A 22107-nucleotide genomic window follows, 5' to 3' on the forward strand; every position below is an offset into this window, starting at 1 on the left:
CCTTCGGCCGGTTCGGTGCGCTCATTCGGCTGCGGCGCTCCCGCCGCCCTCGCCGCCACCACCTCCGGTGCGCGGCTTGCGGCGACGGCGGCGCTTGCGCGGCGCGGCCGGCTCGCCGTCGGGCGGCACGGCGCCGGCTTCGACTTCGACTTCCTCGGCCTCGTCGCCCTGACGCGTGTCGGCATCGGGCTGGCGCTGGCGCGGCGCCGGTTCGCCGCGGGAGGGCTTGGGAGCGACCGGGTCGCGCGTTCGCACGCGCTGGCGGGTCTTCTGCTCGTCGCGCACCTGCTCCAGCAGGTCTTGCTGGCGCACGTCGTCGGCGATGCTGAACTCCTGCCACCACTCGGCAATGGCCTCGCTGACCTCGCCCACGTCGGCGCGCAGCCGCATGAAGTCGAAGGCGGCGCGGAAGCGCGCCTGGTCGACCAGGCTGTAGGGGGTGGAGCCGGTGCGCTTGTCGAAGCGCGGCTGCATCATCCAGATCTCGCGCATGTCGGCAGCGAGCTTGCCGCGGCCCGAGACATCGCCGATGCGGGCGTTGAACACGTCGTCGATCGCGTCCTGGAGCGCCGGGAACGGCGGCTGCGGGCGCTGGCCATGCCGGCCCTCGACACGCTGCGCCCAGCCGTCGCGCACGTCGGCCCACAGCACGCAGGCCAGCAAGAAGCTCGGCGCCACGGGCTTGCCTTCGCCGACGCGGCGGTCGGTGTCCTGCAGCGCCGCCTTCACGAAGGGCTGGTCGGCCCGCTCCACCACCACGTCGAGCAGCGGATAGATGCCCTTGGCGAGCCCCAGCTTGCGCAGCTGCTCGACGGTGGCAATGGCATGGCCGGTCTGCAGCAGCTTGAGCATTTCGTCGAACAGGCGGCTTTGGGGCACGTCGGCCAGCAGCTTGCTCGATTCGACCAGCGGCGCGGCCGTCTTGGCTTCCATCTTGAAGCCGAGCGCCGCGAGCTTGGCCGAGAAGCGGATCGCGCGGATGATGCGCACCGGGTCCTCGCGGTAGCGCGTGGCCGGGTCGCCGATCATGCGCAGCGTGAGCTTCTGGGCATCGCGGATGCCGTTGTGGTAGTCGACCACGACCTGGTTGGCCGGGTCGTAGTACATGGCGTTCACGGTGAAGTCGCGGCGCGCCGCGTCTTCTTCCTGCGGGCCCCAGACGTTGTCGCGCAGCACGCGGCCGCTGGCGTCCACCGCATGCTTCATGCTCGCGAGTTCGCCCTTGCTGGTGCGCTCGTTGCCGGCTACCTGCTCGGCGGCGGCGTTGTCCATGTAGGCGCGGAAGGTCGAGACCTCGATCACTTCGTGCTCGCGGCCGCGGCCGTACACCACGTGCACGATGCGAAAGCGCCGCCCGATGATGAAGGCGCGCCGGAAGAGCGACTTGACCTGCTCGGGCGTGGCGTTGGTGGCCACGTCGAAGTCCTTGGGGCGCAGCCCCAGCAGCAGGTCGCGCACTGCGCCGCCCACCACGTAGGCCTCGTAGCCCGCCTGCTGGAGCGTGGTGACGACGTTCCTGGCACGTTCGTCGACCAGGGCTGGATCGATCTTGTGAACCTCTGCCGGCACCTCCTGGCGCTTGCCGAAGCGGCTCTTGCCCTGTGCGCCGCCGGCCGATTTGCCGAGCAGCTTGTCGATGAATTTCTTGATCATTGTTGGTTGAAGCTCTTCTCTATTCGTTTTCGAGCATGGATCGGATCAGCGGGATCGTGATCGCGCGCTGTGTCTGAAGGGCGTAGCCGTCGAGCTGCGTGAGCAGCTCCATCAGGCTGCCCAAGTCGCGGCTGAAGCGGTGCAGCATGTAGTCGAGCACCTCGTCCGACAGCATGACGCCGCGCGTGTCGGCGGCCTGGCGCAGCACCGCGCGGCGTTCGCTTTCGCTCAGCACCTGCAGGTGGAACACATGGCCCCAGCCCAGCCGGGTGCGGAGGTCTTCGCGCAGCGGCAGGTCGGCCGGCGGCAGCGCGCCCGCGGCCACCACGCCGCGCTGCAGGGTCTGCGCATTGACGAACCAGTTGAAGGCCGCGTGCTGCTGCACGGCGGTGTAGAGGTGCACGTCGTCGAGCAGCACGGCACCCCAGCGCTCGTCGAATTCGGGCGGCTCCAGCAGGCCGGCATGCAGCCAGCCCACGCTCGCGCCCTGCTCGCGCAGCGCGACACGCACCGATTCGAGCAGATGGGTCTTGCCGCTGCCGCCTTCGCCCCAAAGATAGGTGGGCACGGGAGAGTGGGGCACGGCGCTGCCGGCGCCGCCCACCCACAGTTGCAGGTGCCGCAGCGCCGCCTCGTTCGGGCCGGCAAAAAAAGCGTCGAAGCTGGGGCCCGTCGCAATGCCGATATCGAGCGCGAGCTGTTTCATCCCGGGAAGGTTCATGGAGGGGGCCCGGAGGGCCCTTAAAATCGTGAGGAATTCTATCGGCCCGGCCGCTTCGGTCGCCGGCGCCTCCACCTTCCCGCCCTTCTCGACACCGTCCGACCATGACTTCCCCCACGCCCACCCCGCTCAGCTACAAGGATGCAGGTGTCGATATCGATGCCGGCGACGCACTGGTCGACCGCATCAAGCCGCTGGCCAAGAAGACCCTGCGCGAAGGCGTGCTGGCCGGCATCGGCGGCTTCGGCGCGCTGTTCGAGGTGCCCAAGCGCTACAAGGAGCCGGTGCTGGTGAGCGGCACCGACGGCGTGGGCACCAAGCTCAAGCTGGCCTTCGAATGGAACATGCACGACACGGTCGGCATCGACCTGGTGGCCATGAGCGTCAACGACGTGCTGGTGCAGGGCGCCGAGCCCCTGTTCTTCCTCGACTATTTCGCCTGCGGCAAGCTCGACGTGGACACGGCCGCGGCCGTGATCGGCGGCATCGCCCGCGGCTGCGAGATCTCCGGCTGCGCGCTGATCGGCGGCGAAACCGCCGAAATGCCCGGCATGTACCCGGCCGGCGAGTACGACCTGGCGGGCTTCGCGGTCGGCGCGGTCGAAAAGTCGAAGATCCTCACGGGCCAGAACGTGAAGCCCGGCGACGTGGTGCTGGGCCTGGCCTCGGCCGGCGTGCATTCCAACGGCTTCAGCCTGGTGCGCAAGGTGATCGAACGCGCGGGCGCCGATCTGCCCGCCACGCTCGACGGCAAGCCGTTCCGCGAAGCCGTGATGGAGCCCACCCACCTTTACGTGAAGCCGGTGCTCGAGGCGCTGGCCAGGCACCCGATCAAGGCGCTGGCCCACATCACGGGCGGCGGCCTGCTCGAGAACATTCCGCGCGTGCTGCCCGAAGGCACGGCCGCCCACCTCAAGAAGGGCAGCTGGCCGCAGACCGAGCTCTTCGCCTGGCTGCAGAAGGTGGCCGGCATCGACGACCTCGAGATGAACCGCACCTTCAACAACGGCATCGGCATGGTGGTGGTGATCGATGCGGCCGAAGCGGCCGCCTGCGCCGCCACGCTGCGCGCGGCCGGCGAGTCGGTGTTCGAGATCGGCACCATCGCCGAACGCGGCGCGGGCGCCGCCGTCGTGGTTGGCTGATCTCCCCGCTGCCAGGCTCGCAAGCGCAGCACCCGGAACCTGATGGCCAAACCCTCCCTCGCCACCTTCGAGACCAAGCCCCAGGCCGCCTCGCGCAACGTGGTGCTGGCCAGCTACCTGCTGATGCCGGCCGCCCTGCTGCTGGTGATGTGGCAGCACCTGCTGCCCGGCCTGCTGTGCGTGTGCATCGGCTTCCTGGCCACCCGCTGGTTCGCGCGGCTGATCGGCGCCGGCCTGGCGCGGCTGAAGCTGCCGTCCGGGCGTGCCGACGTGCTGGCCCGGGTGCTGGCGGTCACGCTGGTGCTGCTGGCGCCCATTGCGCTGATCTCGCTGGGCCTGTCGCAGGCGCGCGAGTACATCCTCGACGCGCCCGACCAGTACCGCGAACTGCTCGACTACACGGCGCGCACGGTGCTCGAACTGCGGCTCAAGCTCCCGCCCGAGATTGCGGTCTACCTGCCCGAAGGCGCGGCCGAGGTGCAGCGCGTGGTCGCCAACTACCTGCGTGCCCAGGCCGGATCGCTGGCGCTGGCCGGACGGGCGTGGCTCGGCGGCCTGCTGTTTGCCTACGTGGGGCTCATCGTCGGCGGGCTGGCGGCCATCGCACCCTCGCCGCTGCAGCGCCGGCCGCTCGCCGCGCAGCTGCACCGCCGCATCGCCATCTTCGGCGAGGCCTTCGGCCAGATCGTGGCCGCGCAGTTCTGGATCGCCGCCTTCAACACGCTGCTGACCGCCATCTTCCTGCTGTTCCTGATGCCGCTCTGGGGCCGCCACCTGCCCTACACGCCGGCGCTGATCACGCTGACCTTCGTGGCGGGCCTGGTGCCCATCGTCGGCAACCTGGTCTGCAACTCGGTGATCACGCTGGTGGCGCTGTCGGTGTCGCCCGTGACGGCGCTGGCTTGCCTGGCGTTCCTGATCATCATCCACAAGGCCGAATACGTGATCAACGCCAAGGTGGTCGGCAGCCGCACGCAGATGCGGGTGTGGGAGCTGCTGGCGGTGATGTTCGTGGCCGAGGCGGTGTTCGGCCCGGCTGGACTGGTGGCGGCGCCGCTCTTCTACGCGTACCTCAAGAAAGAGCTGCAGGCCGCGGGGCTTGTCTAGATGTCCTGATTTGATCGGTTCTGGTCCGCTTCGGCGCGGACCGTGCCCTGGCGGCGCAGAAGAATAGGCGGCATCATCCACTTCGCCGTTTCGAGCCAACGCCATGAAATCCTGTCTGATTGTGATCGACGCGCAGGAATCGTTTCGCCAGCGCGCGTACTGGTCCGAGCGCGTTGCGCAGCCCTATTTCGCTGCCCAGAACGCGCTGATCGAGGGCTGCCTGGCCGCCGGTCTTCCGATCGTGCGCGTCTTCCACGTCGACGGTCCCGCTGCCGCAAGCCATCCCTTCGCGGTCGAGTCGGGCTTCGTGCGGCCGATCGACGGCCTGGCGCCATTTGAGGCAGCGGCCACCTTCACCAAGCACCGCCACAGCGCGCTGGTCAACAGCGGGCTCGACATCTGGCTCACGCAGCAGGGCATCGGCCGGCTGATCGTGAGCGGCATCCGCACCGAGCAATGCTGCGAAACCACGGCGCGCCACGGCTCGGACCTGGGCTGGGAGGTCGACTACGTGACCGAGGCCACGCTGACCTTCGACATGCCGCAACCCGACGGCCGGCCGCTTGCCGCCGCCGATATCAAGGCGCGCACGGCGGCTGTGCTGGATGGCCGGTTCGCCACGGTCTGCAGCGTGGCGCAGGCGCTCGAGCGCGCCGGCGCCCACGCCACGGAAAGCCTGGCCGCATGAGCCTTCGCGTACTGATCCTCGCCTACGACGGCGTCGAGGCGCTCGACTTCGCGGGGCCGTTCGAGGTGTTCACCACCGCGAGCCGCGTGAGCCAGCGCATGGATCCCGGTACGCCGGCGCCTTTCGAGGTGGCTTCGGTGGCGGCGAGCGCCAGCCAGCCCGTGCAGGCACGCGCCGGCCTGCGCCTGCTGGCCGACCACGACCTGGACGCGGATCCGAAGGCCGACCTGCTGATCGTGCCCGGCGGCGTGGTCGATGCGCCCATGGCAAGCGCCGCCACCCTACGCTGGATCGCCGGTTGCGCGGCCGGCGCGCAGCTCGTCGCCTCGGTCTGTACCGGCGTCTTCCTGCTCGCCAAGAGCGGCGTGGCCACGCGCGAAGCCGTCACCACGCACTGGGAAGACATTGCAGACTTGCGCGAGCAGTTCCCCTCGCTCGACGTGCGCGAAAACGAGCGCTGGGTCGACAGCGGCCGCATCGTCAGTTCCGCGGGCATCAGCGCGGGCATCGACATGAGCCTCTACCTGGTCGAACGGCTGGCCGGCCGCACGCTGGCCGAACGCACGGCGCGCCAGATGGACTACGCATGGACCTCCAACAGCAGCAGCCCATCCGCGTAGTGTTCGTGCTGCTGCCGGGCAGCCTGGTGCTCGACTGGGCCGGCCCGGCCGAGGCGCTGCGCATCGCGAACCAGCGGCTGCACGCGGCCGGCCAGCCCGAGCGCTTCGAGATCGAATTCGCGGGCCCGCGTCCCACCTCGATCGGATCCGTGGGCGTTGCGCTCGCCAACATCGCGCCCTTGCCGACGCAATGGCCGAGCCCGGCCTGGCTCGTGCTGGTCGGGCTGCCCGGAGACGCCATCCCGATCGACAACGCCGAGACGCAGGAGCTGCTGCACTGGCTGCGCGGCCAGCGCTTCGAACCCGGCCGGCTCGAGCTGGTCACCGTCTGCGCCGGCGCGCTGCTGGCCGCGCACGCCGGTGCGCTCTCCGGCCGGCGCGCCACCACGCACCACCATCACCTCGACGAACTGCGCGCGGTGGAGCCGCGCTGCGAGGTGGTGGCCAACCGCGTGTTCGTGATCGATCCGCCGGTGTACAGCAGCGCGGGCGTCACCACCGGCATCGACCTGGTGCTGCACCGCATCGCCGATGTGTGCGGCGAAGCACTGGCCGCCCAGGTGGCGCAGACGATGGTGGTGGCGCAGCGGCGCGGTCCGCACGATCCGGAGCTGTCGCCCTTCCTGGCCTACCGCAACCACCTGCACGCCGCACTGCACCGCGTGCAGGACGCCGTCAGCGAGCAGCCGCAGGCCGACTGGAGCGTGCCGCGGATGGCGGAAGTGGCCCACACCTCGGCACGGCACCTGACGCGGCTGTTCGTCGAGCATGCGGGCGTGGCGCCGCTGGCCTACCTGCGGCGGCTGCGGCTGGCGGCCGCGCAGCTTGCGCTGGCCTCGGGCGCGAGCGTGACGCGGGCGGCGGAAATCTCGGGCTTCGGCTCGGACACGCAGCTGCGGCGCGCCTGGCACCAGTTCGGATTGCCCGGTTCGCCTTCGGCCTCGGCGTTGAAGGGGTAGCGGCGGCCGGCTTCTTGAGGAACCTCAGCCCTGCGCAGCCGCACAGGCCCGCGCACGCGCCAGCAGCAGGGTCCGCTCGCGCGTGTTGCGCGTGAGCGAGGCGGCGCGGTCGAACTCCTTCTGCGCCTCGTCGCGGCGCCCGAGCTTCAGCAACAGGTCGCCGCGCACCGCCGGCAGCAGGTGGTAGGCCCGCAGCGCCGGCTCGCCCACGAGCGCATCCACCACCTCGAGCCCCGCGGCCGGCCCGAAAGCCATCGACAGCGCCACCGCGCGGTTCAATTCGACGATGGGCGATGGCGACAGCTCGGCCAGCGCGTCGTACAGCGCAGCGATGCGCGGCCAGTCGGTGTCTTCTGCCGTGCGCGCGCGGCCATGGCAGGCGGCAATGGCCGCCTGCAGCGCATACGGGCCGAAGGCGCCGCCAAGCGCCTCGGCACGCGCCAGTGCCGCCAGGCCGCGCCGGATCAGCATGTGGTCCCAGCGCGCGCGGTTCTGCTCGAGCAGCAGCACCGGCTCGCCCGAGGCGCCCACGCGCGCGGCGGTGCGCGAGGCCTGGATTTCCATCAGCGCCACCAGGCCATGCACTTCCGAGGCATCGGGCATCAGCTCGGCCACGATGCGGCCCAGGCGCATGGCTTCCTCGCACAGCGCGGGGCGCATCCAGTCGTCGCCGGCCGTGGCCGAGTAGCCTTCGTTGAAGATCAGGTAGAGCACCTCGAGCACCGAGGCGAGCCGCGCTTCGAGTTCATGCCGGCGCGGCACCTCGAAGGGCACGCGCGCTTCGAGCAGCGTGCGCTTGGCGCGCACGATGCGCTGCGCCACGGTGGCTTCGGGCACGAGAAAGGCACGGGCGATCTCGTCGGTGCCGAGGCCGCCCATCAGGCGCAGCGTGAGCGCCACGCGCGCCTCGGTCGAAAGCACGGGATGGCAGGCGGTGAACACCAGCCGCAGCAGGTCGTCGCCGATGTCGTCGTCGATGGCCGCATCGACGGCCTCGGCGAAGTCGGCCTGGGCCATCTCGTGCTGCGCGTCGAGCTCGCGGCCGATCTCGGGCGCCTTGTGCTCGGCCAGCTGCCGGTGGCGCAGCCGGTCGAGCGCGCGGCGCTTGGCCACGGCGGTGAGCCAGGCGGCGGGGTTGTCGGGCACGCCTTTTTCGGGCCATTGCTCGAGGGCCGACACCAGCGCGTCCTGCGCCAGTTCCTCGGCCAGGCCCACGTCGCGCACCATGCGCGCGACGGTGGCGATGATCCTGGCGGATTCGATGCGCCATACCGCCTCGATGGTGCGGCCGACCGCTTCCTGGTTCCTGCCATTGCTCATGCGTGCGCTTCCTCATTGTCCAGGAGGTGCAATAGCATCCGCACATGAAGCAGTGCTGCCTCCTGATCCTGGCCATGGTCCTCGGCGGTGCCCAAGCCGCCGAGGTCGAACGCAACAGCCTCGGCATGGCTTTCGTCAGGCTGCCGGCCGGCGAGTTCCTGATGGGCAGCGACGAACCGCCCGAATCGCTGGCCGCCGCCTATGGGCAGCTGCCGAGAGAGCGATTCGCGCAGCTGGGCGACGAGGGGCCGGTTCACCGGGTGCGCATCACCCACTCCTTCTGGATGGGCCGGCACGAGGTGACGGTCGGCCAGTTCCGGCGCTTCGTCGAAGCCTCGGGCTACGTGCCCGAGTCGGTGGCCGACGGAACCGGCGGCTACGGCTGGCGCGCCGACTACGACCCGGCCACCACGAAGCGCGGCGACGCCTTCGAGGGCCGCGACCCGCGCTACTCCTGGCGCAACCCCGGCTTCGCGCAAGGCGACGACCATCCGGTCGTCAACGTGACCTGGAACGACGCCCAGGCGCTGGCGGCCTGGCTGAGCAAGACCGAGGGCCGCCGCTACCGGCTGCCGACCGAGGCCGAATGGGAATACGCCTGCCGCGCCGGCACGCGCAGCCGCTACAGCTCGGGCGACGACCCGCACTCGCTGCTGGGCGCGGCCAACGTGTTCGATGCGAACAGCGCCCGGTACTGGCCGCGCTGGCAGCCGATGGCGCTGGACGGCGACGATGGCTACGCGTTCACCGCGCCGGTCGGCAGCTTTGCGCCGAACGCCTGGGGCCTTTACGACATGCACGGTAATGCGTGGGAATGGGTGGCCGACTGGCATGGCGAGAAATACTACGCGCAGTCGCCGCTCGACGACCCGCAGGGCCCCGCCCAAGGCGGAGTGCGGGTACGCCGCGGCGGCTCCTGGCACACCTGGGCCTTCTATGCCCGGGCGGCCTATCGCAACTGGAACGCGCCGGACACGCGCTACACGCTGGTGGGCATCCGGCTGGTGCGAGAGGACTGACCAGCGGATCCTATTTCTTGACGGCCTGCATCGACGCGAATTCGGTCGTCAGCGCCTGCACCTCGGGCGGGAAGTCGGCAATTTCCTGGATCTGCCGGACCTCGATGACCTCGTTCTCGCTGCCGGGGCAGCGCGTGGCCCATTCGATGGCATCGGCGCGCGAGGGCACGTCGATGATCCAGTAGCCGCCGAGCACTTCCTTGGCCTCGGCGAAGGGGCCGTCGACCACCTTGGGCTTGCGGCCCGGAAAGCTCACGCGCGCACCCATCGAGGGCGGATGCAGGCCGTCGCAGCTGATCAGCACGCCGGCCTTCTGCATCGACTCGTTGTAGGCCATCATGGCCGCCACCGCATCGACGTCGTCGGGAATGGTGCCGGGCGCGGCGGTTTCGTAGCCGTGGGGAATCATCAGCAGCATGAATCGCATGGCGGTCTCCTTCTCTTCAAGGTCTTGTCAGCTGCCGGCCTTAGCCAAGGCCTCTGCGCGCAGGCGCTCTTCCTGCGCCAGCAGTTCGGGCGTCATCGAGTCGCCGAAATCGGAGGCTTCGAACACCTGGCGGATCTCGATCTCGCCCTCCTGGAACGGGCTGCGCTTGATCCACTCGATGGCTTCCTCCTTAGATTTGACCTGAAGCAGCCAGAAACCCGCGAGCAGTTCCTTCGTTTCGGCAAAAGGACCGTCGATGACGGTGCGCTTGAGGCCTTCGCAGCGCACGCGCGCACCCCTGGAAGACGGATGCAGCCCTTCGCCCGCCAGCAGCACGCCGGCCTTGACCAGTTCCTCGTTGAACTTGCCCATGGCGGTGAGCACCTCGGTGCTCGGCATCACGCCGGCTTCGGAATCCTTGTTGGCCTTGACCAGAACCATGAATCGCATGTCGTTTCTCCTGAAGGTTGATGAAGTCGGGAGGTGCTGGAATTTGCGCGCTCCTGTTCACACGTCGCGCGAGCGCAAGCCTGATCGACACGCCCGTCTCGATCTATTTGTAATTTTATGTATCAGAATTCAGGGCAGATAGCCGCAGAAGCGCAGCACATGCCCGTCGGGCTCGCGGATGGCGAATTCGCGCAGGCCCCAGGGCTGCGAGACGGGCGGCTCTATCACCGTGACGCCGCGCTTCGCATAGGCCGCGTACAGGCCGTCGATGTCCTTGCCCACGTGGATCACGATCTCGCCGCGCCAGGGCGGCGCCCCGCGGGTGTTGCACTGCCACAGCCGCAGGTAGACCGGGTCGCCGTAGCTGCGGTCGCCCTTCTTGACCCGCGCGTAGCTCGGCGGCTCGCCGGCGATGAAGTCGATCTCGAAGCCCAGCACGTCGCGGAACCAGCGCGCGGCGCGCGCGGCGTCGGACACCGGCAGCACGGGCTGCACGCCGTGGAATTCATGCAGGGTGCCGAGATCGGGGGCGTCGGCCACGCCGGTGCTGGTGGCCATCAGTCGGATTCGCGCCGCAGCGCCGCGACGCGCTCCGCAATGACGTCGACGTCGAGCGCGTCTTCCGCATGCTCGAGGTAGGTTTCCAGGTCGCGCACGGCGGCCGCCGTGTTGCCCTGCTCGGCATGCGCGATACCGCGGTCGCGGTACTCGCCCCAGGCGTTGGGCAGCAGCGCGATGAGGCGGTCCTGCACGGCGATGGCGCGCTGCCAGTCTTCCTGCGCGCGGTGCACTTCCTTCAGGTTGCGCAGCATGCGCCCGATGATCTCGCGCGAGCTGGCGGGCTGCAGGTACAGGCCCAGCGGCACGTCGAAATCGCCGACCAACCCGTTGCTGCGCTTGTAGGGTTCGAGCCGCTCGCCGAGCTCTTCGCGCGAGAGCGACTTGCCGGTGAAGGGGTCGATCACCACCTGCCCCTTGGGCAGCGTGACCTTGAGCATGAAGTGGCCCGGAAAGCCGATGCCGCGCGCCTGCAGGCCCAGCCCCTGCGCGAGCTCCATCCACAGCACCGCCAGCGAAATGGGAATGCCGCGGCGCGTGCGCAGCACGGCGTTCAGGTAGCTGTTGTCGGGGTCGTAGTAGTCGTTGACGTTGCCGCCGAAGTTCAGGTCGTTGAAGAAGAACTGGTTGAGCGCGCGCAGCCGGGCCAGCGGCGCGGCATCGGCCGGCAGCCGGCGCTTCAGGCGCGCGAGCAGCTGGTCGACGTCGCCCAGCACCTGCTGCACGTCGAGGTCGGGGTATTCGTCCTGCGCGAGGCTGGCGGCAGCCTCCAGCAGCGGAAAGTGCTCGTCGCTCTGCACCAGCGATTCGAAATACGCCAGGGCCGTGGGAACCTGAAAGCTGAACGTCATGTGTCTTTGTAGAGGAGCATTCGGGGAGCGTCAAGGCGGTGTTTTCAGCTTGCGCAGTTCGAAAACGGCTGCGTTGCGGAAAGCCGCAACGCAAGGCCTCTTACCGGCGCATGAAACTGCGAAGCCGCACGCCCACGGCCGCGAGCACCGCGAAATACAGCAGCGCCGCGCCGGTGATCAGCGCGGCCAGCAGGCCGATGCGCAGGAAGCGCTGCTCGCGCAGGCCGATCCAGTCGAAGTGGCGCGAACCCCATGCCAGCAGGGCCGCGAGCACCAGCATTCCCGCCAGCACCTGCAGCGCGAACTTGCCCCAGCCGGGTTCGGGCTTGTAGCTGCCGCGGCGGATCAGCCCGACCAGCAGCCAGACCGCATTGACCAGCGCGCCGATGGCAATGGTCAGCGTGAGCGCCGCATGCTGCAGCACCGGCACCAGGAAGAAATTGAGGACCTGGGTCAGCACCAGCACGCCCACGGCGATCAGCATGGGCGTGCGCGTGTCCTGCCTGGCGTAGTAGCCGGGCGCGAGCACCTTGATGGCCACCAGGCCGATCAGCCCGACGCCGTAGCCCATCAGCGCCACGGTGGTGCGCTGCACGTCCTCGCCCTGGTAGGCGCCGTTGTGGAACAGCACGGCCACCAGCGGCTGGGCAAAGAGCAGCAGCGCGACGGCGCACGGCGCCGACAGCAGCACCACCAGCCGCAGGCCCAGGTCGAGCAGCGACGAGTAGCGCGCGTCGTCCTTGGCCGCGCGGGCGCCGGCCAGCTGCGGCATCAGCACCACGCCGAGCGCCACGCCGAGCATCGCGGTCGGAAACTCCATGAGGCGGTCGGCATTGCCGATCCAGGTCACGCTGCCGACCGCAAGATGCGAGGCGATCTGCGTGTTGATGAGCAGCGAGATCTGCGCCACGCTCACGCCCAGCAGGGCGGGCAGCATCAGCTTCAGCACCTGGCGCGTGGCGGGATCGCGCCAGGCGTCGCCCAGGGCCTTGAAACTCGCACCGATGCGCGGCAGGAGGCCCAGCGCACGCAACGCCGGAATCTGGATGGCCAGCTGCAGCACGCCGCCGACCAGCACGCCCACGCACTGGGCATAGATCGGCTCGATGCCGTAGCGGCGGAACAACGGCGCCCCGACGACGATTGCCAGGATCAGCGCGATGTTGAGCAGCACCGGCGAGGCGGCCGGCACCGCGAACTTGCGCCAGGTGTTCAGGATGCCGCCCGCCAGCGCCACGAGCGACATGAAGCCGATGTAGGGGAACATCCAGCGCGTCATGACCACGGCGGCGTCGAAGCCCGCCAGCCCGCTGGCCATGGCCCACACCAGGAGCGGCGCGCCGGCCACGCCGGCCACGCAAACCACCACCAGCGCCCAGGTCAGCAGCGTGGCGACATGGTCGATCAGCGCCTTGGCGCCCTCCTGGCCGGCTTCGGTCTTGCGCGCCGCGAGCACCGGCACGAAGGCCTGGCTGAAGGCGCCTTCGCCGAAAACCCGCCGGAACAGGTTGGGAATGCGGAAGGCGACGTTGAACGCGTCGGTCAGCGCGCTGACGCCGAACACCGAGGCAAAAAGCACGTCGCGCACGAGGCCCGTGATCCGCGAAGCGAGGGTCAGCAGGGATACGGTGGAAGCGGATTTGAACAGGGACACGGGGGCGAGTGTAGGGCCCGGCAAGCGCCGATTCGGCGAAAAAGGCAACCCGGCCTATAATGGAGGGCTTTGCTGCATCATCCTCAGACACCTAAGGAACCAAACCATGGCATCCGCCAAGCCCAAGAAAAAGAACCCGCGCCTCGCCTCCGGCCGTAAGCGCGTCCGCCAGGACACCAAGCTCAACGCTGCGAACACCTCGCTGCGCTCCAAATACCGCACCGCCGTGAAGAATGTCGAAAAGGCCGTCCTGGCCGGCGACAAGACCAAGGCAAGCGAACTCTTCGCGAAGGCCCAGAGCATCGTCGACACCGTCGCCGACAAGGGCATCTTCCACAAGAACAAGGCTGCTCGCGACAAGAGCCGCCTGTCGGCGAAGGTCAAGGCCCTCGCCCTCGCGCCTGAAAAGGCCGCCGCCTGACACCTGTCAGGCAAGCCCGGACCGGAATTCTCCGGTCCGCCGTTTGATCGGGGTGCGCTGCAGCAAAGTGTAAAAAACCGCCTTCGGGCGGTTTTTTCATGTCCGATCGCTTCTGTCCTGCCGGAGGAGGCCGCCCGCTCAGGCCTTGGGCGGCACGTCGGGCACCAGGCAGGCCTCGGCCACCTGCAGGTCGTTGTCGCGCGCGAAATTCACACAGAAGTCCCAGGCCATGGGTTCGGCGTCGCGCAGGGCGCGGTTCACCACCACGCACTTGACCCCGTTGATGGTGGTTGGAATGCACCAGGGCGAATAGCTCAGGTGGCTGCCCGGATAGGCGCCGCCGGGGCGGAAGGAGCACATCACGCCGGCCAGCCGCTCGGCCCAGTCGCTGGGGCGGAAAGTCCGGCCATCGCGGGTGATGCCCTGGATGAAGATTTCTTTGGCAGTGGGGGAAATCATCGTTGAATGAGGCGCCCGCAGCAGGTGCTGCGGTGCAACAAGCGATTCTATCCGGGCGCCTTTCGCCTCCCGGGCAGCGGGCATTGCTGTAATGCGGAATCCTCAACGAAGCCGTCAAGGCGCACGCCTAGAATCCGCGGTTCCCTATCTGGAGAACCGAATGAGCGCTACCGCCCAGCCCACCTCGCCCCACGTCATGAACACCTACGGTCGCCTGCCGATCGCGCTGTCGCACGGCCAGGGCTGCCGAGTCTGGGACACCGCGGGCAAGGCCTACCTCGACGGCCTCGGCGGCATTGCCGTGAACACGCTGGGCCACAACCACCCCGAGCTGGTGCCCGCGCTGCAGGACCAGCTCAGCAAGCTGATCCACAGCTCCAACTACTACCACGTGCCCGGCCAGGAACAGCTGGCCGCCAAGCTGACCGAGCTCTCGGGCCTGACCAATGCCTTCTTCTGCTGCACCGGGCTGGAGGCCAACGAGGCCGCCCTGAAGCTCGCGCGCAAGTTCGGCCACGACAAGGGCATCGAGCGGCCCGAGATCGTGGTGTACGAAGCCGCTTTCCACGGCCGCAGCATCGCCACCCTGTCGGCCACCGGCAACCCGAAGGTGCAGGCCGGTTTCGGCCCGCTGGTCGAGGGCTTCATCCGCGTGCCGCTGAACGACATCGAGGCGCTGAAAAAGGCCACCGAAGGCAACCCCAACGTGGTCGCCGTGTTCTTCGAGACCATCCAGGGCGAAGGCGGCATCAACCCGATGCGCTGGGAGTACCTCAGGCAGGTGCGCGCCCTGTGCGACCAGCGCGACTGGCTCATGATGATCGACGAAGTGCAATGCGGCATGGGCCGCACCGGCAAGTGGTTCGCGCACCAGTGGGCCGGTATCAAGCCCGACGTCATGCCGCTGGCCAAGGGCCTGGGCTCGGGCGTGCCGATCGGCGCCGTGGTGGCTGGCCCCAAGGCCGCCCACATCTTCGGCCCGGGCAACCACGGCACCACCTTCGGCGGCAACCCGCTCGCGATGCGCGCCGGCATCGAAACCATCCGCATCATGGAAGAGCACAAGCTGCTCGAGAACGCCGCCGCCGTGGGCGAGCACCTGAAGGCCGCGCTCGAACGCGAAATCGGCGGCCTGGCGGGCGTGAAGGAAATCCGCGGCCAGGGCCTGATGCTCGGCATCGAGCTCGACCGGCCCTGCGGCGTCATTTTGAACCGCGCCTGCGACGCCGGCCTGCTGCTGAGCGTGACGGCCGACAAGGTGATCCGCCTGGTGCCGCCGCTCATCCTGAGCATTGCCGAAGCCGACGAGATCGTCGCGATCCTCGCGCCCATCGTCAAAACATTCCTGTCGGAGCCTGCAGCGCAATGACGACCGCCACCACGCCCAACGCCATCCGCCACTACCTGCAGTTCTCGGACTTCACGGCCGACGAATACGCCTACCTCTTCGATCGCATGGCGATCATCAAGAAGAAGTTCAAGACCTACGAGAAGCACCAGCCCCTGACCGACCGCACGCTGGCCATGATCTTCGAGAAGGCCAGCACGCGCACCCGCGTGAGCTTCGAGGCGGGCATGTACCAGCTCGGCGGCAGCGTGGTGCACCTGACCACCGGCGACAGCCAGCTCGGCCGCGCCGAGCCCATCGAGGACAGTGCCAAGGTCATCAGCCGCATGGTCGACCTCGTGATGATCCGCACCTACGAGCAGACCAAGATCGACACCTTCGCCGCGCACTCGCGCGTGCCCGTCATCAACGGCCTGACCAACGAGTTCCACCCCTGCCAGATCCTCGCGGACATCTTCACCTACATCGAGCACCGCGGATCCATCCAGGGCAAGACCGTGGCCTGGGTGGGCGACGGCAACAACATGGCCAACACCTGGCTGCAGGCCAGCGAGATCCTGGGCTTCAAGGTGCACGTGAGCACGCCCAGCGGCTACGAGGTCGACCAGTCGGTGGCGGGCCTGCGCTCGGCCGACAGCTACCAGGTTTTCAAGGACCCGATGGAAGCCTGCCGCGGCGCCGACCTGGTGACCACCGACGTCTGGACCAGCATGGGCTACGAGTCCGAGAACGAGGCCCGCCGCAAGGCCTTTGCCGACTGGTGCGTCGACGAGGACATGATGCGCATCGCCCAGCCCGACGCCCTCTTCATGCACTGCCTGCCCGCGCACCGCGGCGAGGAAGTGCAGGCCGAGGTCATCGACGGCCCGCAGTCGGTGGTGTGGGACGAGGCCGAGAACCGGCTCCATGCGCAGAAGGCGCTGATGGAGTTCCTGCTGCTGGGGCGGCTGTAGGCATCTGACCGAAGGCGCGGCCACGTGTCCCATTGCCAGCAATGCGGCGCCTGCTGCGCCAGCTACCGCGTCGACTTCAGCATCCACGAACTCGACGAGAACGGCGGACAGGTGCCGTCCGGCCTTGCCGTCGAAGTGAACCACACCCTTTGCCGCATGCGCGGCACCGATCACACGCCGCCGCGCTGCGCCGCGCTCACCGGCAAGATCGGCCAAGCCGTGGCCTGTGGCATCTACGAATGGCGCCCCAACCCCTGCCATGAGCTGCAGGCCGGCAGCGACGCCTGCGAGCGGGCCCGTGCGCGGCACGGGCTGCCTGGCCTGTCTTCCTGAGACACATCATCTGGTCACGCGATGTGTTGGAAATAACCGACACCACGACCTCTCGCCCGGCGCTAACTTCGCGCCATGCGTTCCCTGCAACCCCAACCCCGCCTCTGGGACATCTCGCCGCCCGTGCATGAAGGCACGCCGGTGTTCCCCGGCGACACGCCCTACCAGCAGCGCTGGGCGGCCACCATTTCGCCGGATTGCCCGGTCAACGTCAGCGAGATCAAGCTCTCGCCCCACGTCGGCGCGCATGCCGACGCGCCGCTGCACTACGACCCCGAAGGCCAGGCCATCGGCCTCGTGGACCTCGCACCCTTCCTCGGCCCCTGCCGGGTGATCCATGCCATCGCCAAGGGGCCGCTGATCGAGTGGGAGCACATCGCCCACGCCATCGACAGCACCCTGCCCGCGCGCGTGCTGGTGCGTACCTACACCGCCATGCCCGTCGCCCACTGGGACCCGCAGCTCGCGGCCTACGCGCCCGCCACCGTCGAAAGGCTCGCGGCCATGGGCGTGAAGCTGATCGGCATCGACACCGCCAGCATCGACCCGGCCGACAGCAAGACGCTGGAAAGCCACCAGCGCATCCGCCGCCTCGACCTGCGCGTGCTCGAGAACCTCGTGCTCGACGAGGTGCCCGAGGGCGACTACGAACTCATCGCGCTGCCGCTCAGGCTGGTCAGCGCCGATGCCTCCCCGGTTCGCGCCGTGCTGCGCGAGCTTCCCCGCTGAAAACCTCCATCATGACGACCCTCGAAGACTGCCGCGCGCTCGACGCGCAAGACCCGCTGCGCGCCCTGCGCGACCAATTCACCATTCCCGAGGGCGTGCTCTACCTCGACGGCAACTCGCTCGGCGTGCTGCCGAAGGCCGCGCCGGCACGCATTGCCGAAGTGGTGGCCAAGGAATGGGGCGAAGGCCTGATCCGCTCGTGGAACACCGCCAGCTGGTTCGACCTGCCGCAGCGCCTGGGCGACAAGGTGGCTCGCCTGATCGGCGCCGCGCCCGGCGAAGTCGTGTGCACCGACAGCACTTCGGTCAACCTTTACAAGGTGCTGTTCGCGGCGCTCTCGCAGCAGACGCACAGCGGGCGCAGGCTGGTGGTCAGCGAGCGCAGCAACTTCCCGACCGACCTCTACATTGCCGAGTCGCTGTGCCGCGAACGCGGCTTCACGCTCAAGCTGATCGATGCGAGCGAACTGCAAGGCCCGGATTCGGTGCTGACCGACGAAGTGGCCGTGCTGATGCTCACGCACGTGAACTACCGCACCGGCGCCATGCACGACATGAAGGCCATCACCGCCGCCGCGCACGCCGCCGGCGCGCTCACGGTGTGGGATCTGGCGCACAGCGCGGGCGCGGTGCCGGTCGCGCTGAACGACAGCAATGCCGACTACGCCATCGGCTGCGGCTACAAGTACCTGAACGGCGGCCCCGGCGCGCCGGCCTTTGCCTGGGTGCATACGCGGCATGCGGGCAAGTTCGAGCAGCCGCTGTCGGGCTGGTGGGGTCATGCGGCGCCCTTCGAGTTCACGCCGCACTACCGCCCCGCGCCGGGGGTGGGCCGCTATCTCTGCGGCACGCAGCCGGTCATCGCGCTGGCGGGGCTCGAATGCGGGCTCGACACCGTGCTCGCGGCCGAAGTCTTCAACGGTTCAAACGGCGCGATGGCCGCGCTGCGCGCCAAGTCGCTCGCGCTCACCGACCTGTTCATCGCGCTGGTGGAAGAACGCTGCGCGGGCCAGGGCCTCGCGCTCGTCACGCCGCGCGAACACGCACGCCGCGGCTCGCAGGTGTGCCTGAGCCGCGACGAAGGCGCCTACGCCATCGTGCAGGCGCTGATCGCGCGCGGCGTGATCGGCGACTACCGCGCCGGCGATTCGCAGATGCCCGACATCCTTCGCTTCGGCTTCACGCCGCTGTACCTTGGCTTCGAGGATGTGTGGAACTCGGTCGAGCATCTGGTGCAGGTGCTCCGGACGGGCGAGTGGCAACGCGCCGAATTCAACCGCAAGAACGCAGTGACATGAGCACCGAAAAGAGCACGGGCCAGAGCCCCGAGAAGACCGTCCACGAGGAAAAGGCGCAGCTGGATTTCAGCGCGTCGATGAGCTACGGCGACTACCTGCACCTCGACGAGATCCTCAACGCCCAGCATCCGCTTTCGCCCGCGCACGACGAGATGCTGTTCATCGTGCAGCACCAGACCAGCGAGCTCTGGATGAAGCTGATGCTGCACGAGCTGCGCGCCGCCACCACCTGCATCGCCGAGGAGAAGCTGGCCGACGCCTTCAAGATGCTCGCGCGCGTGAGCCGCATCATGGAGCAGCTGGTGAGCGCATGGACCGTGCTCTCGACCATGACGCCGCCCGAGTACACGGCGATGCGCCCCTACCTTGCCAACTCCAGCGGCTTCCAGAGCGCGCAGTACCGCTGCATCGAGTTTGCGCTCGGCAACAAGAACGCCGCCATGCTCAAGCCGCATGCGCACCGGCCCGATCTGCTCGCGCAGGTGGACGCGGCCTACCGCTCGCCTTCGCTCTACGACGAGTCGCTGAAGCTGCTCGCACGCCATGGCCTGCCGGTGCCCGCCGATCACCTGGAGCGCGACTGGACCCTGCCCTATGAAGCCAGCGACGGCGTGGAAGCGGCCTGGCTCACGGTGTACCGCAACCCGCACGACCATTGGGACCTGTACCAGCTCGGCGAAAAACTCACCGACCTCGAAGACGCCTTCCGCCTCTGGCGTTTTCGCCACGTGACCACGGTGGAGCGCGTGATCGGCTTCAAGCGCGGCACGGGCGGCACCGGCGGCGTGAGCTACTTGCGCAAGATGCTCGATGTGGTGCTGTTCCCCGAAATCTGGAAGCTGCGTACCGACCTGTGAGCTATCGCTTGCCCCGCTTGCCCCATCTGCCTGAAGCGCTACATTGGTTGGCAACAACAACGGAGGCCCCGCCATGAACGATGTCCAGTTCTCGCCCGACGAGCTCGCAACCCTGCGCGAGCATGGTGTGGTCCTGTTCGCGGACCGCGTGATCTTCGAGGCCCAGCCGCCCATGCCGGCGCAGCGGATCGCCGCCATCGAGGCACTGTGCGCCGGCCCGCTGCCCGAGGCGCTGGCCGCGCTGTGGCGGCAGACGGCGGGCGGGCGGCTCGATTACGACCTGTCGCTGCCGATGGGCGGCAACGTGGAATCGATCAGCTGGTCGGAGCTGTTCTGGGACGGCAGCGACGGCTACCGCGACCTGCAGGGCTGGATCGAACATGAACAGGAGCTGGCCGAAGAGGCCGCCAAGGAGGAAGGCCGCGCCTGGAGCGGCAAGCTCACGCACCTGCCCTTCGGCGGCTTCGAATACTGCGACCGCGTCTATGCGGTGGTCGAGCCCGGCCCCGAGCACGGCCGCATCGTCGCGTGGAAGCACGGGCTGCCGCCCGCCTGGACGCATGCGCTGCACGAAGACAGCGTGAGCACCATCGCGCCCGACCTGCGCGGCGCCTTCGCGGCGCTGCACCTGGACGAGGATCCGCTGGCGCCCACGGGGGACTATTTCTCGGGCCAGGATCTACTGCAATACCTCGACGACCGGCACCAGGACCACGGACTGGACCTCGACCTGATGGACAAGCTGGTGGCCTTCTATTGCCGCGCCGTGGTCGACTGGCGCACGCCGCTGGCAGACGGCACGCTGCGCCGGCTGCCGGCCATCGCGCGTGCCGCGCTGCACCACGCCATCGGCACCGACGACGCGGAGCTGGTGGCCGAACTCGCGGCCGCGGGCGTGAGCTTCGACGGCCCGCAGCAGGGCAGCGCGCTGGCCACCGACGTGGCCATCGGCCAGGGCGCCTTCGCCGCGGCCATGGCGCTGGTGCGCGCGGGCGCGCCGGTGGCGCGCGATGCGCTGGGCAATGTCGACGGCCAGATCTCGCCGGAGCTCACGAGCGCGCTGCTCGCCAACGGGGCCGAACCCAGCGTGGCGGCCATCGTCAAGTGCGCGGCCTGCGGTGCGCCCGCCAGCGCGCACCTGATCGCCGACGCATGCGCCGAGGCGGGCATCGACGTGCCGCCCGCCTTTGTCATCGACCGCGATGCGACGCTGGCCGAACTCGAAGCCACACTGCTCGAGGTCCGGGAAGGCACGCATGGCCACTACCTGGGTGCCGAGGGCCTGGCCGAACGCATCGAGCACCTGCAGACCTTCAGGCTCTGAACCGCCCCTGTGGCGCGGCCGCTCTCAGCCGCCATACAGCCAGGGCTGGTCCAGCAGCCGTGCGCCGAGCGTGCGCATCGCCAGGTCGCGGCCGATGCGCACCGCGCCGGCCGCATGGAAGATCTGGCCGTTGCGCCGGGCCTTGGCCTGCACGAGCGCATTGCGCTGCCAGCGCGCCTCGGCGTAGCGGGCGAAGGCGGCCGGCACGTCGGCGGCATCGCCTTGGCCCAGCGCCTCGGCCAGGGCCACCGAATCCTCGATGGCCATGCCTGCGCCCTGCGCCAGGTAGGGGACCATCGGATGCGCGGCATCGCCCACCAGCGCCACGCGCTCGTGGGCCATCTCGGCCGCGGAAGCCAGCGGCGGCCGGTCGCTGAGCGTCCAGGCGCGCCAGCCGGGCATGGCTTCGAGCAGTGCCTGCAAGGCGCCTCCACTGCGGCCCGTGGCCTTCTGCAGCGCGGCGAGGCTGCTGGCCTGGTCCCAGTCGCGTGCATCGCCGGCCGGTGCCGATTCCGCGATCACCACCACGTTGAGCCAGGCGCCGCCGCGCACCGGGTACGCCACCGCATGCAGCTGCGGGCCGAGCCACACGTCGATCCGGCCGCGGCGCAGGGCCTGCGGCAGCGCGGCCTGCTCGGCCATCGCGCGCCAGGCCGTGTGGCCGGTGGCGCGCGGCGGCTCGGCTGCGGACGGCACATCGAGGCGTTGCCGCGCCAGGCTCCAGAGGCCGTCGGCGCCAATCAGTGCCTCGCCCTCCCAGGCCCGCGCGCCGCTGCTCGAGATGCACACGAGATCGTCGCTGGTCTCGACCTGCGCGATGCGCGCATCGGTCACCAGGGTGCCCCGGCCGCGAGCGCGCACCGCTTCGAGCAGCAGCGCATGCAGGTCGGCGCGGTGCACGCAGAGATAGGGAGCGCCGTAGCGCTCGCGCATCGCGTCGCCCAGTGGCAGGCGGGCCAGCTCGGCGCCGCTGCCCGCGCTCTGCACCACCAGCGCATCAGGCCGCGCGGCGATGGCCGCCAGGCCTTCGGCCAGACCCAGTTGCGCGAGACGCCGCGTGACGTTGGGCCCCATCTGGATGCCGGCGCCGATCTCGGCGAACACGGGCGCCTGCTCGAAGACATCGACGCGGTGGCCGCCGCGGGACAGCGCCAGCGCAGCAGAAAGCCCCCCGATGCCGCCGCCGACGACGAGGACGTGCGTGGGCATCGGC

Annotated in this window: 24 protein-coding genes; 14 read left to right on the forward strand and 10 right to left on the reverse strand. The window is 69.1% G+C overall.

Translation table 11 applies throughout. From position 1 onward, the window contains the following. Positions 1 to 21 precede the first annotated feature (21 nt). A complete protein-coding gene (pcnB, locus tag IB278_RS26080) occupies positions 22 to 1653 on the reverse strand; it encodes a polynucleotide adenylyltransferase PcnB (RefSeq protein WP_145741553.1) in 1632 nt (543 codons plus the stop codon). 19 nt (positions 1654 to 1672) lie between these two features. After that, positions 1673 to 2359 (reverse strand): DnaA regulatory inactivator Hda, encoded by a 687-nt coding sequence (gene hda, locus IB278_RS26085; RefSeq protein ID WP_223262175.1) that lies wholly within the window; start codon positions 2357 to 2359, stop codon positions 1673 to 1675. A gap of 119 nt (positions 2360 to 2478) precedes the next feature. Between hda and purM the strand changes: the two genes are divergently transcribed. The 5 genes from purM (at position 2479) to IB278_RS26110 (ending at position 6893) form a co-directional block, all read left to right on the forward strand. After that, positions 2479 to 3519, forward strand: a complete 1041-nt coding sequence (gene purM, locus IB278_RS26090) for a phosphoribosylformylglycinamidine cyclo-ligase (protein ID WP_192326602.1) — start codon at positions 2479 to 2481, stop codon at positions 3517 to 3519. A 42-nt stretch (positions 3520 to 3561) separates the two neighbouring features. After that, entirely contained in the window at positions 3562 to 4626 is a 1065-nt protein-coding gene (locus IB278_RS26095) for an AI-2E family transporter (protein ID WP_145741549.1), read from the forward strand. 103 nt (positions 4627 to 4729) lie between these two features. After that, a complete protein-coding gene (locus tag IB278_RS26100; RefSeq protein ID WP_192326604.1) occupies positions 4730 to 5314 on the forward strand; it encodes a cysteine hydrolase family protein in 585 nt (194 codons plus the stop codon). Beyond that, positions 5311 to 5934, forward strand: coding sequence for a DJ-1/PfpI family protein (locus tag IB278_RS26105; RefSeq protein WP_145741545.1), 624 nt, complete (start codon positions 5311 to 5313; stop codon positions 5932 to 5934). Before IB278_RS26100 ends, IB278_RS26105 begins: the two co-directional genes overlap by 4 nt. Continuing rightward, complete coding sequence (locus IB278_RS26110; RefSeq protein WP_192326606.1) at positions 5901 to 6893, forward strand: GlxA family transcriptional regulator; 993 nt, start codon at positions 5901 to 5903, stop codon at positions 6891 to 6893. Before IB278_RS26105 ends, IB278_RS26110 begins: the two co-directional genes overlap by 34 nt. A 24-nt stretch (positions 6894 to 6917) precedes the next feature. Here IB278_RS26110 and IB278_RS26115 read toward each other — a convergent pair whose 3' ends face one another. Continuing rightward, entirely contained in the window at positions 6918 to 8213 is a 1296-nt protein-coding gene (locus tag IB278_RS26115; RefSeq protein WP_192326608.1) for an RNA polymerase sigma factor, read from the reverse strand. A 44-nt stretch (positions 8214 to 8257) separates the two neighbouring features. On the opposite strand from IB278_RS26115, the gene IB278_RS26120 reads away from it, so the two are divergent. After that, positions 8258 to 9232, forward strand: a complete 975-nt coding sequence (locus IB278_RS26120) for a formylglycine-generating enzyme family protein (RefSeq protein WP_192326610.1) — start codon at positions 8258 to 8260, stop codon at positions 9230 to 9232. Between the two features lie 10 nt (positions 9233 to 9242). Here IB278_RS26120 and IB278_RS26125 read toward each other — a convergent pair whose 3' ends face one another. The 5 genes from IB278_RS26125 to murJ all read right to left on the reverse strand — a co-directional run bounded on the left by IB278_RS26125 (position 9243) and on the right by murJ (position 13172). Beyond that, complete coding sequence (locus IB278_RS26125; RefSeq protein WP_145741538.1) at positions 9243 to 9659, reverse strand: YciI family protein; 417 nt, start codon at positions 9657 to 9659, stop codon at positions 9243 to 9245. A 27-nt stretch (positions 9660 to 9686) separates the two neighbouring features. After that, the gene (locus IB278_RS26130) at positions 9687 to 10109 is read right to left on the reverse strand and encodes a YciI family protein (RefSeq protein ID WP_145741536.1); all 423 of its coding nucleotides are present in this window, start codon (positions 10107 to 10109) and stop codon (positions 9687 to 9689) included. A gap of 129 nt (positions 10110 to 10238) precedes the next feature. Beyond that, complete coding sequence (locus IB278_RS26135) at positions 10239 to 10667, reverse strand: bleomycin resistance protein (RefSeq protein WP_145741534.1); 429 nt, start codon at positions 10665 to 10667, stop codon at positions 10239 to 10241. Then, entirely contained in the window at positions 10667 to 11518 is an 852-nt protein-coding gene (locus IB278_RS26140; protein ID WP_124957143.1) for a SirB1 family protein, read from the reverse strand. The genes IB278_RS26135 and IB278_RS26140 overlap by 1 nt, the downstream gene beginning before the upstream one ends. A 100-nt stretch (positions 11519 to 11618) precedes the next feature. After that, the gene (gene murJ, locus IB278_RS26145; protein ID WP_192326612.1) at positions 11619 to 13172 is read right to left on the reverse strand and encodes a murein biosynthesis integral membrane protein MurJ; all 1554 of its coding nucleotides are present in this window, start codon (positions 13170 to 13172) and stop codon (positions 11619 to 11621) included. A gap of 106 nt (positions 13173 to 13278) precedes the next feature. On the opposite strand from murJ, the gene rpsT reads away from it, so the two are divergent. Then, the gene (gene rpsT / locus IB278_RS26150; RefSeq protein WP_007831346.1) at positions 13279 to 13593 is read left to right on the forward strand and encodes a 30S ribosomal protein S20; all 315 of its coding nucleotides are present in this window, start codon (positions 13279 to 13281) and stop codon (positions 13591 to 13593) included. A 138-nt stretch (positions 13594 to 13731) separates the two neighbouring features. Here rpsT and IB278_RS26155 read toward each other — a convergent pair whose 3' ends face one another. Then, positions 13732 to 14052 (reverse strand): DUF3579 domain-containing protein, encoded by a 321-nt coding sequence (locus tag IB278_RS26155; protein ID WP_145741530.1) that lies wholly within the window; start codon positions 14050 to 14052, stop codon positions 13732 to 13734. 160 nt (positions 14053 to 14212) lie between these two features. Between IB278_RS26155 and IB278_RS26160 the strand changes: the two genes are divergently transcribed. From IB278_RS26160 to IB278_RS26190, 7 genes are all read left to right on the forward strand, one after another. Continuing rightward, a complete protein-coding gene (locus tag IB278_RS26160; RefSeq protein WP_192326614.1) occupies positions 14213 to 15421 on the forward strand; it encodes an aspartate aminotransferase family protein in 1209 nt (402 codons plus the stop codon). Continuing rightward, on the forward strand, positions 15418 to 16353 hold the full coding sequence (gene argF, locus IB278_RS26165; RefSeq protein ID WP_055799605.1) for an ornithine carbamoyltransferase: 936 nt from the start codon (positions 15418 to 15420) through the stop codon (positions 16351 to 16353). Before IB278_RS26160 ends, argF begins: the two co-directional genes overlap by 4 nt. Before the next feature lie 24 nt (positions 16354 to 16377). Beyond that, on the forward strand, positions 16378 to 16686 hold the full coding sequence (locus IB278_RS26170; protein ID WP_192326616.1) for a YkgJ family cysteine cluster protein: 309 nt from the start codon (positions 16378 to 16380) through the stop codon (positions 16684 to 16686). 75 nt (positions 16687 to 16761) lie between these two features. Further along, positions 16762 to 17415, forward strand: a complete 654-nt coding sequence (gene kynB, locus IB278_RS26175; protein ID WP_145741524.1) for an arylformamidase — start codon at positions 16762 to 16764, stop codon at positions 17413 to 17415. Positions 17416 to 17426: 11 nt separating this feature from the next. Beyond that, a complete protein-coding gene (gene kynU / locus IB278_RS26180; protein WP_192326618.1) occupies positions 17427 to 18713 on the forward strand; it encodes a kynureninase in 1287 nt (428 codons plus the stop codon). Then, entirely contained in the window at positions 18710 to 19570 is an 861-nt protein-coding gene (kynA, locus tag IB278_RS26185) for a tryptophan 2,3-dioxygenase (RefSeq protein ID WP_192326620.1), read from the forward strand. Before kynU ends, kynA begins: the two co-directional genes overlap by 4 nt. Before the next feature lie 73 nt (positions 19571 to 19643). Beyond that, complete coding sequence (locus tag IB278_RS26190) at positions 19644 to 20894, forward strand: SMI1/KNR4 family protein (RefSeq protein WP_192326622.1); 1251 nt, start codon at positions 19644 to 19646, stop codon at positions 20892 to 20894. Positions 20895 to 20918: 24 nt separating this feature from the next. Here IB278_RS26190 and IB278_RS26195 read toward each other — a convergent pair whose 3' ends face one another. After that, positions 20919 to 22103 carry an FAD-dependent monooxygenase gene (locus tag IB278_RS26195; protein WP_145741516.1) on the reverse strand — a complete coding sequence of 395 codons (1185 nt, stop codon included), beginning with the start codon at positions 22101 to 22103 and terminating at the stop codon, positions 20919 to 20921. Positions 22104 to 22107: the final 4 nt, after the last annotated feature.

Source organism: Variovorax sp. VRV01 (genome assembly GCF_014852545.1).
Classification (GTDB): Bacteria; Pseudomonadota; Gammaproteobacteria; order Burkholderiales; family Burkholderiaceae_C; genus Variovorax; species Variovorax beijingensis_A.

Excerpts from the sequence above, each read along its gene's own strand:
- pcnB (WP_145741553.1), bottom strand. The coding sequence starts at position 1,653 with ATGATCAAGAAATTCATCGACAAGCTGCTCGGCAAATCGGCCGGCGGC.
- hda (WP_223262175.1), bottom strand. The coding sequence starts at position 2,359 with ATGAAACAGCTCGCGCTCGATATCGGCATTGCGACGGGCCCCAGCTTC.
- purM (WP_192326602.1), top strand. The coding sequence starts at position 2,479 with ATGACTTCCCCCACGCCCACCCCGCTCAGCTACAAGGATGCAGGTGTC.
- IB278_RS26095 (WP_145741549.1), top strand. The coding sequence starts at position 3,562 with ATGGCCAAACCCTCCCTCGCCACCTTCGAGACCAAGCCCCAGGCCGCC.
- IB278_RS26100 (WP_192326604.1), top strand. The coding sequence starts at position 4,730 with ATGAAATCCTGTCTGATTGTGATCGACGCGCAGGAATCGTTTCGCCAG.
- IB278_RS26105 (WP_145741545.1), top strand. The coding sequence starts at position 5,311 with ATGAGCCTTCGCGTACTGATCCTCGCCTACGACGGCGTCGAGGCGCTC.
- IB278_RS26110 (WP_192326606.1), top strand. The coding sequence starts at position 5,901 with ATGGACCTCCAACAGCAGCAGCCCATCCGCGTAGTGTTCGTGCTGCTG.
- IB278_RS26115 (WP_192326608.1), bottom strand. The coding sequence starts at position 8,213 with ATGAGCAATGGCAGGAACCAGGAAGCGGTCGGCCGCACCATCGAGGCG.
- IB278_RS26120 (WP_192326610.1), top strand. The coding sequence starts at position 8,258 with ATGAAGCAGTGCTGCCTCCTGATCCTGGCCATGGTCCTCGGCGGTGCC.
- IB278_RS26125 (WP_145741538.1), bottom strand. The coding sequence starts at position 9,659 with ATGCGATTCATGCTGCTGATGATTCCCCACGGCTACGAAACCGCCGCG.
- IB278_RS26130 (WP_145741536.1), bottom strand. The coding sequence starts at position 10,109 with ATGCGATTCATGGTTCTGGTCAAGGCCAACAAGGATTCCGAAGCCGGC.
- IB278_RS26135 (WP_145741534.1), bottom strand. The coding sequence starts at position 10,667 with ATGGCCACCAGCACCGGCGTGGCCGACGCCCCCGATCTCGGCACCCTG.
- IB278_RS26140 (WP_124957143.1), bottom strand. The coding sequence starts at position 11,518 with ATGACGTTCAGCTTTCAGGTTCCCACGGCCCTGGCGTATTTCGAATCG.
- rpsT (WP_007831346.1), top strand. The coding sequence starts at position 13,279 with ATGGCATCCGCCAAGCCCAAGAAAAAGAACCCGCGCCTCGCCTCCGGC.
- IB278_RS26155 (WP_145741530.1), bottom strand. The coding sequence starts at position 14,052 with ATGATTTCCCCCACTGCCAAAGAAATCTTCATCCAGGGCATCACCCGC.
- IB278_RS26160 (WP_192326614.1), top strand. The coding sequence starts at position 14,213 with ATGAGCGCTACCGCCCAGCCCACCTCGCCCCACGTCATGAACACCTAC.
- argF (WP_055799605.1), top strand. The coding sequence starts at position 15,418 with ATGACGACCGCCACCACGCCCAACGCCATCCGCCACTACCTGCAGTTC.
- kynB (WP_145741524.1), top strand. The coding sequence starts at position 16,762 with ATGCGTTCCCTGCAACCCCAACCCCGCCTCTGGGACATCTCGCCGCCC.
- kynU (WP_192326618.1), top strand. The coding sequence starts at position 17,427 with ATGACGACCCTCGAAGACTGCCGCGCGCTCGACGCGCAAGACCCGCTG.
- kynA (WP_192326620.1), top strand. The coding sequence starts at position 18,710 with ATGAGCACCGAAAAGAGCACGGGCCAGAGCCCCGAGAAGACCGTCCAC.
- IB278_RS26190 (WP_192326622.1), top strand. The coding sequence starts at position 19,644 with ATGAACGATGTCCAGTTCTCGCCCGACGAGCTCGCAACCCTGCGCGAG.
- IB278_RS26195 (WP_145741516.1), bottom strand. The coding sequence starts at position 22,103 with ATGCCCACGCACGTCCTCGTCGTCGGCGGCGGCATCGGGGGGCTTTCT.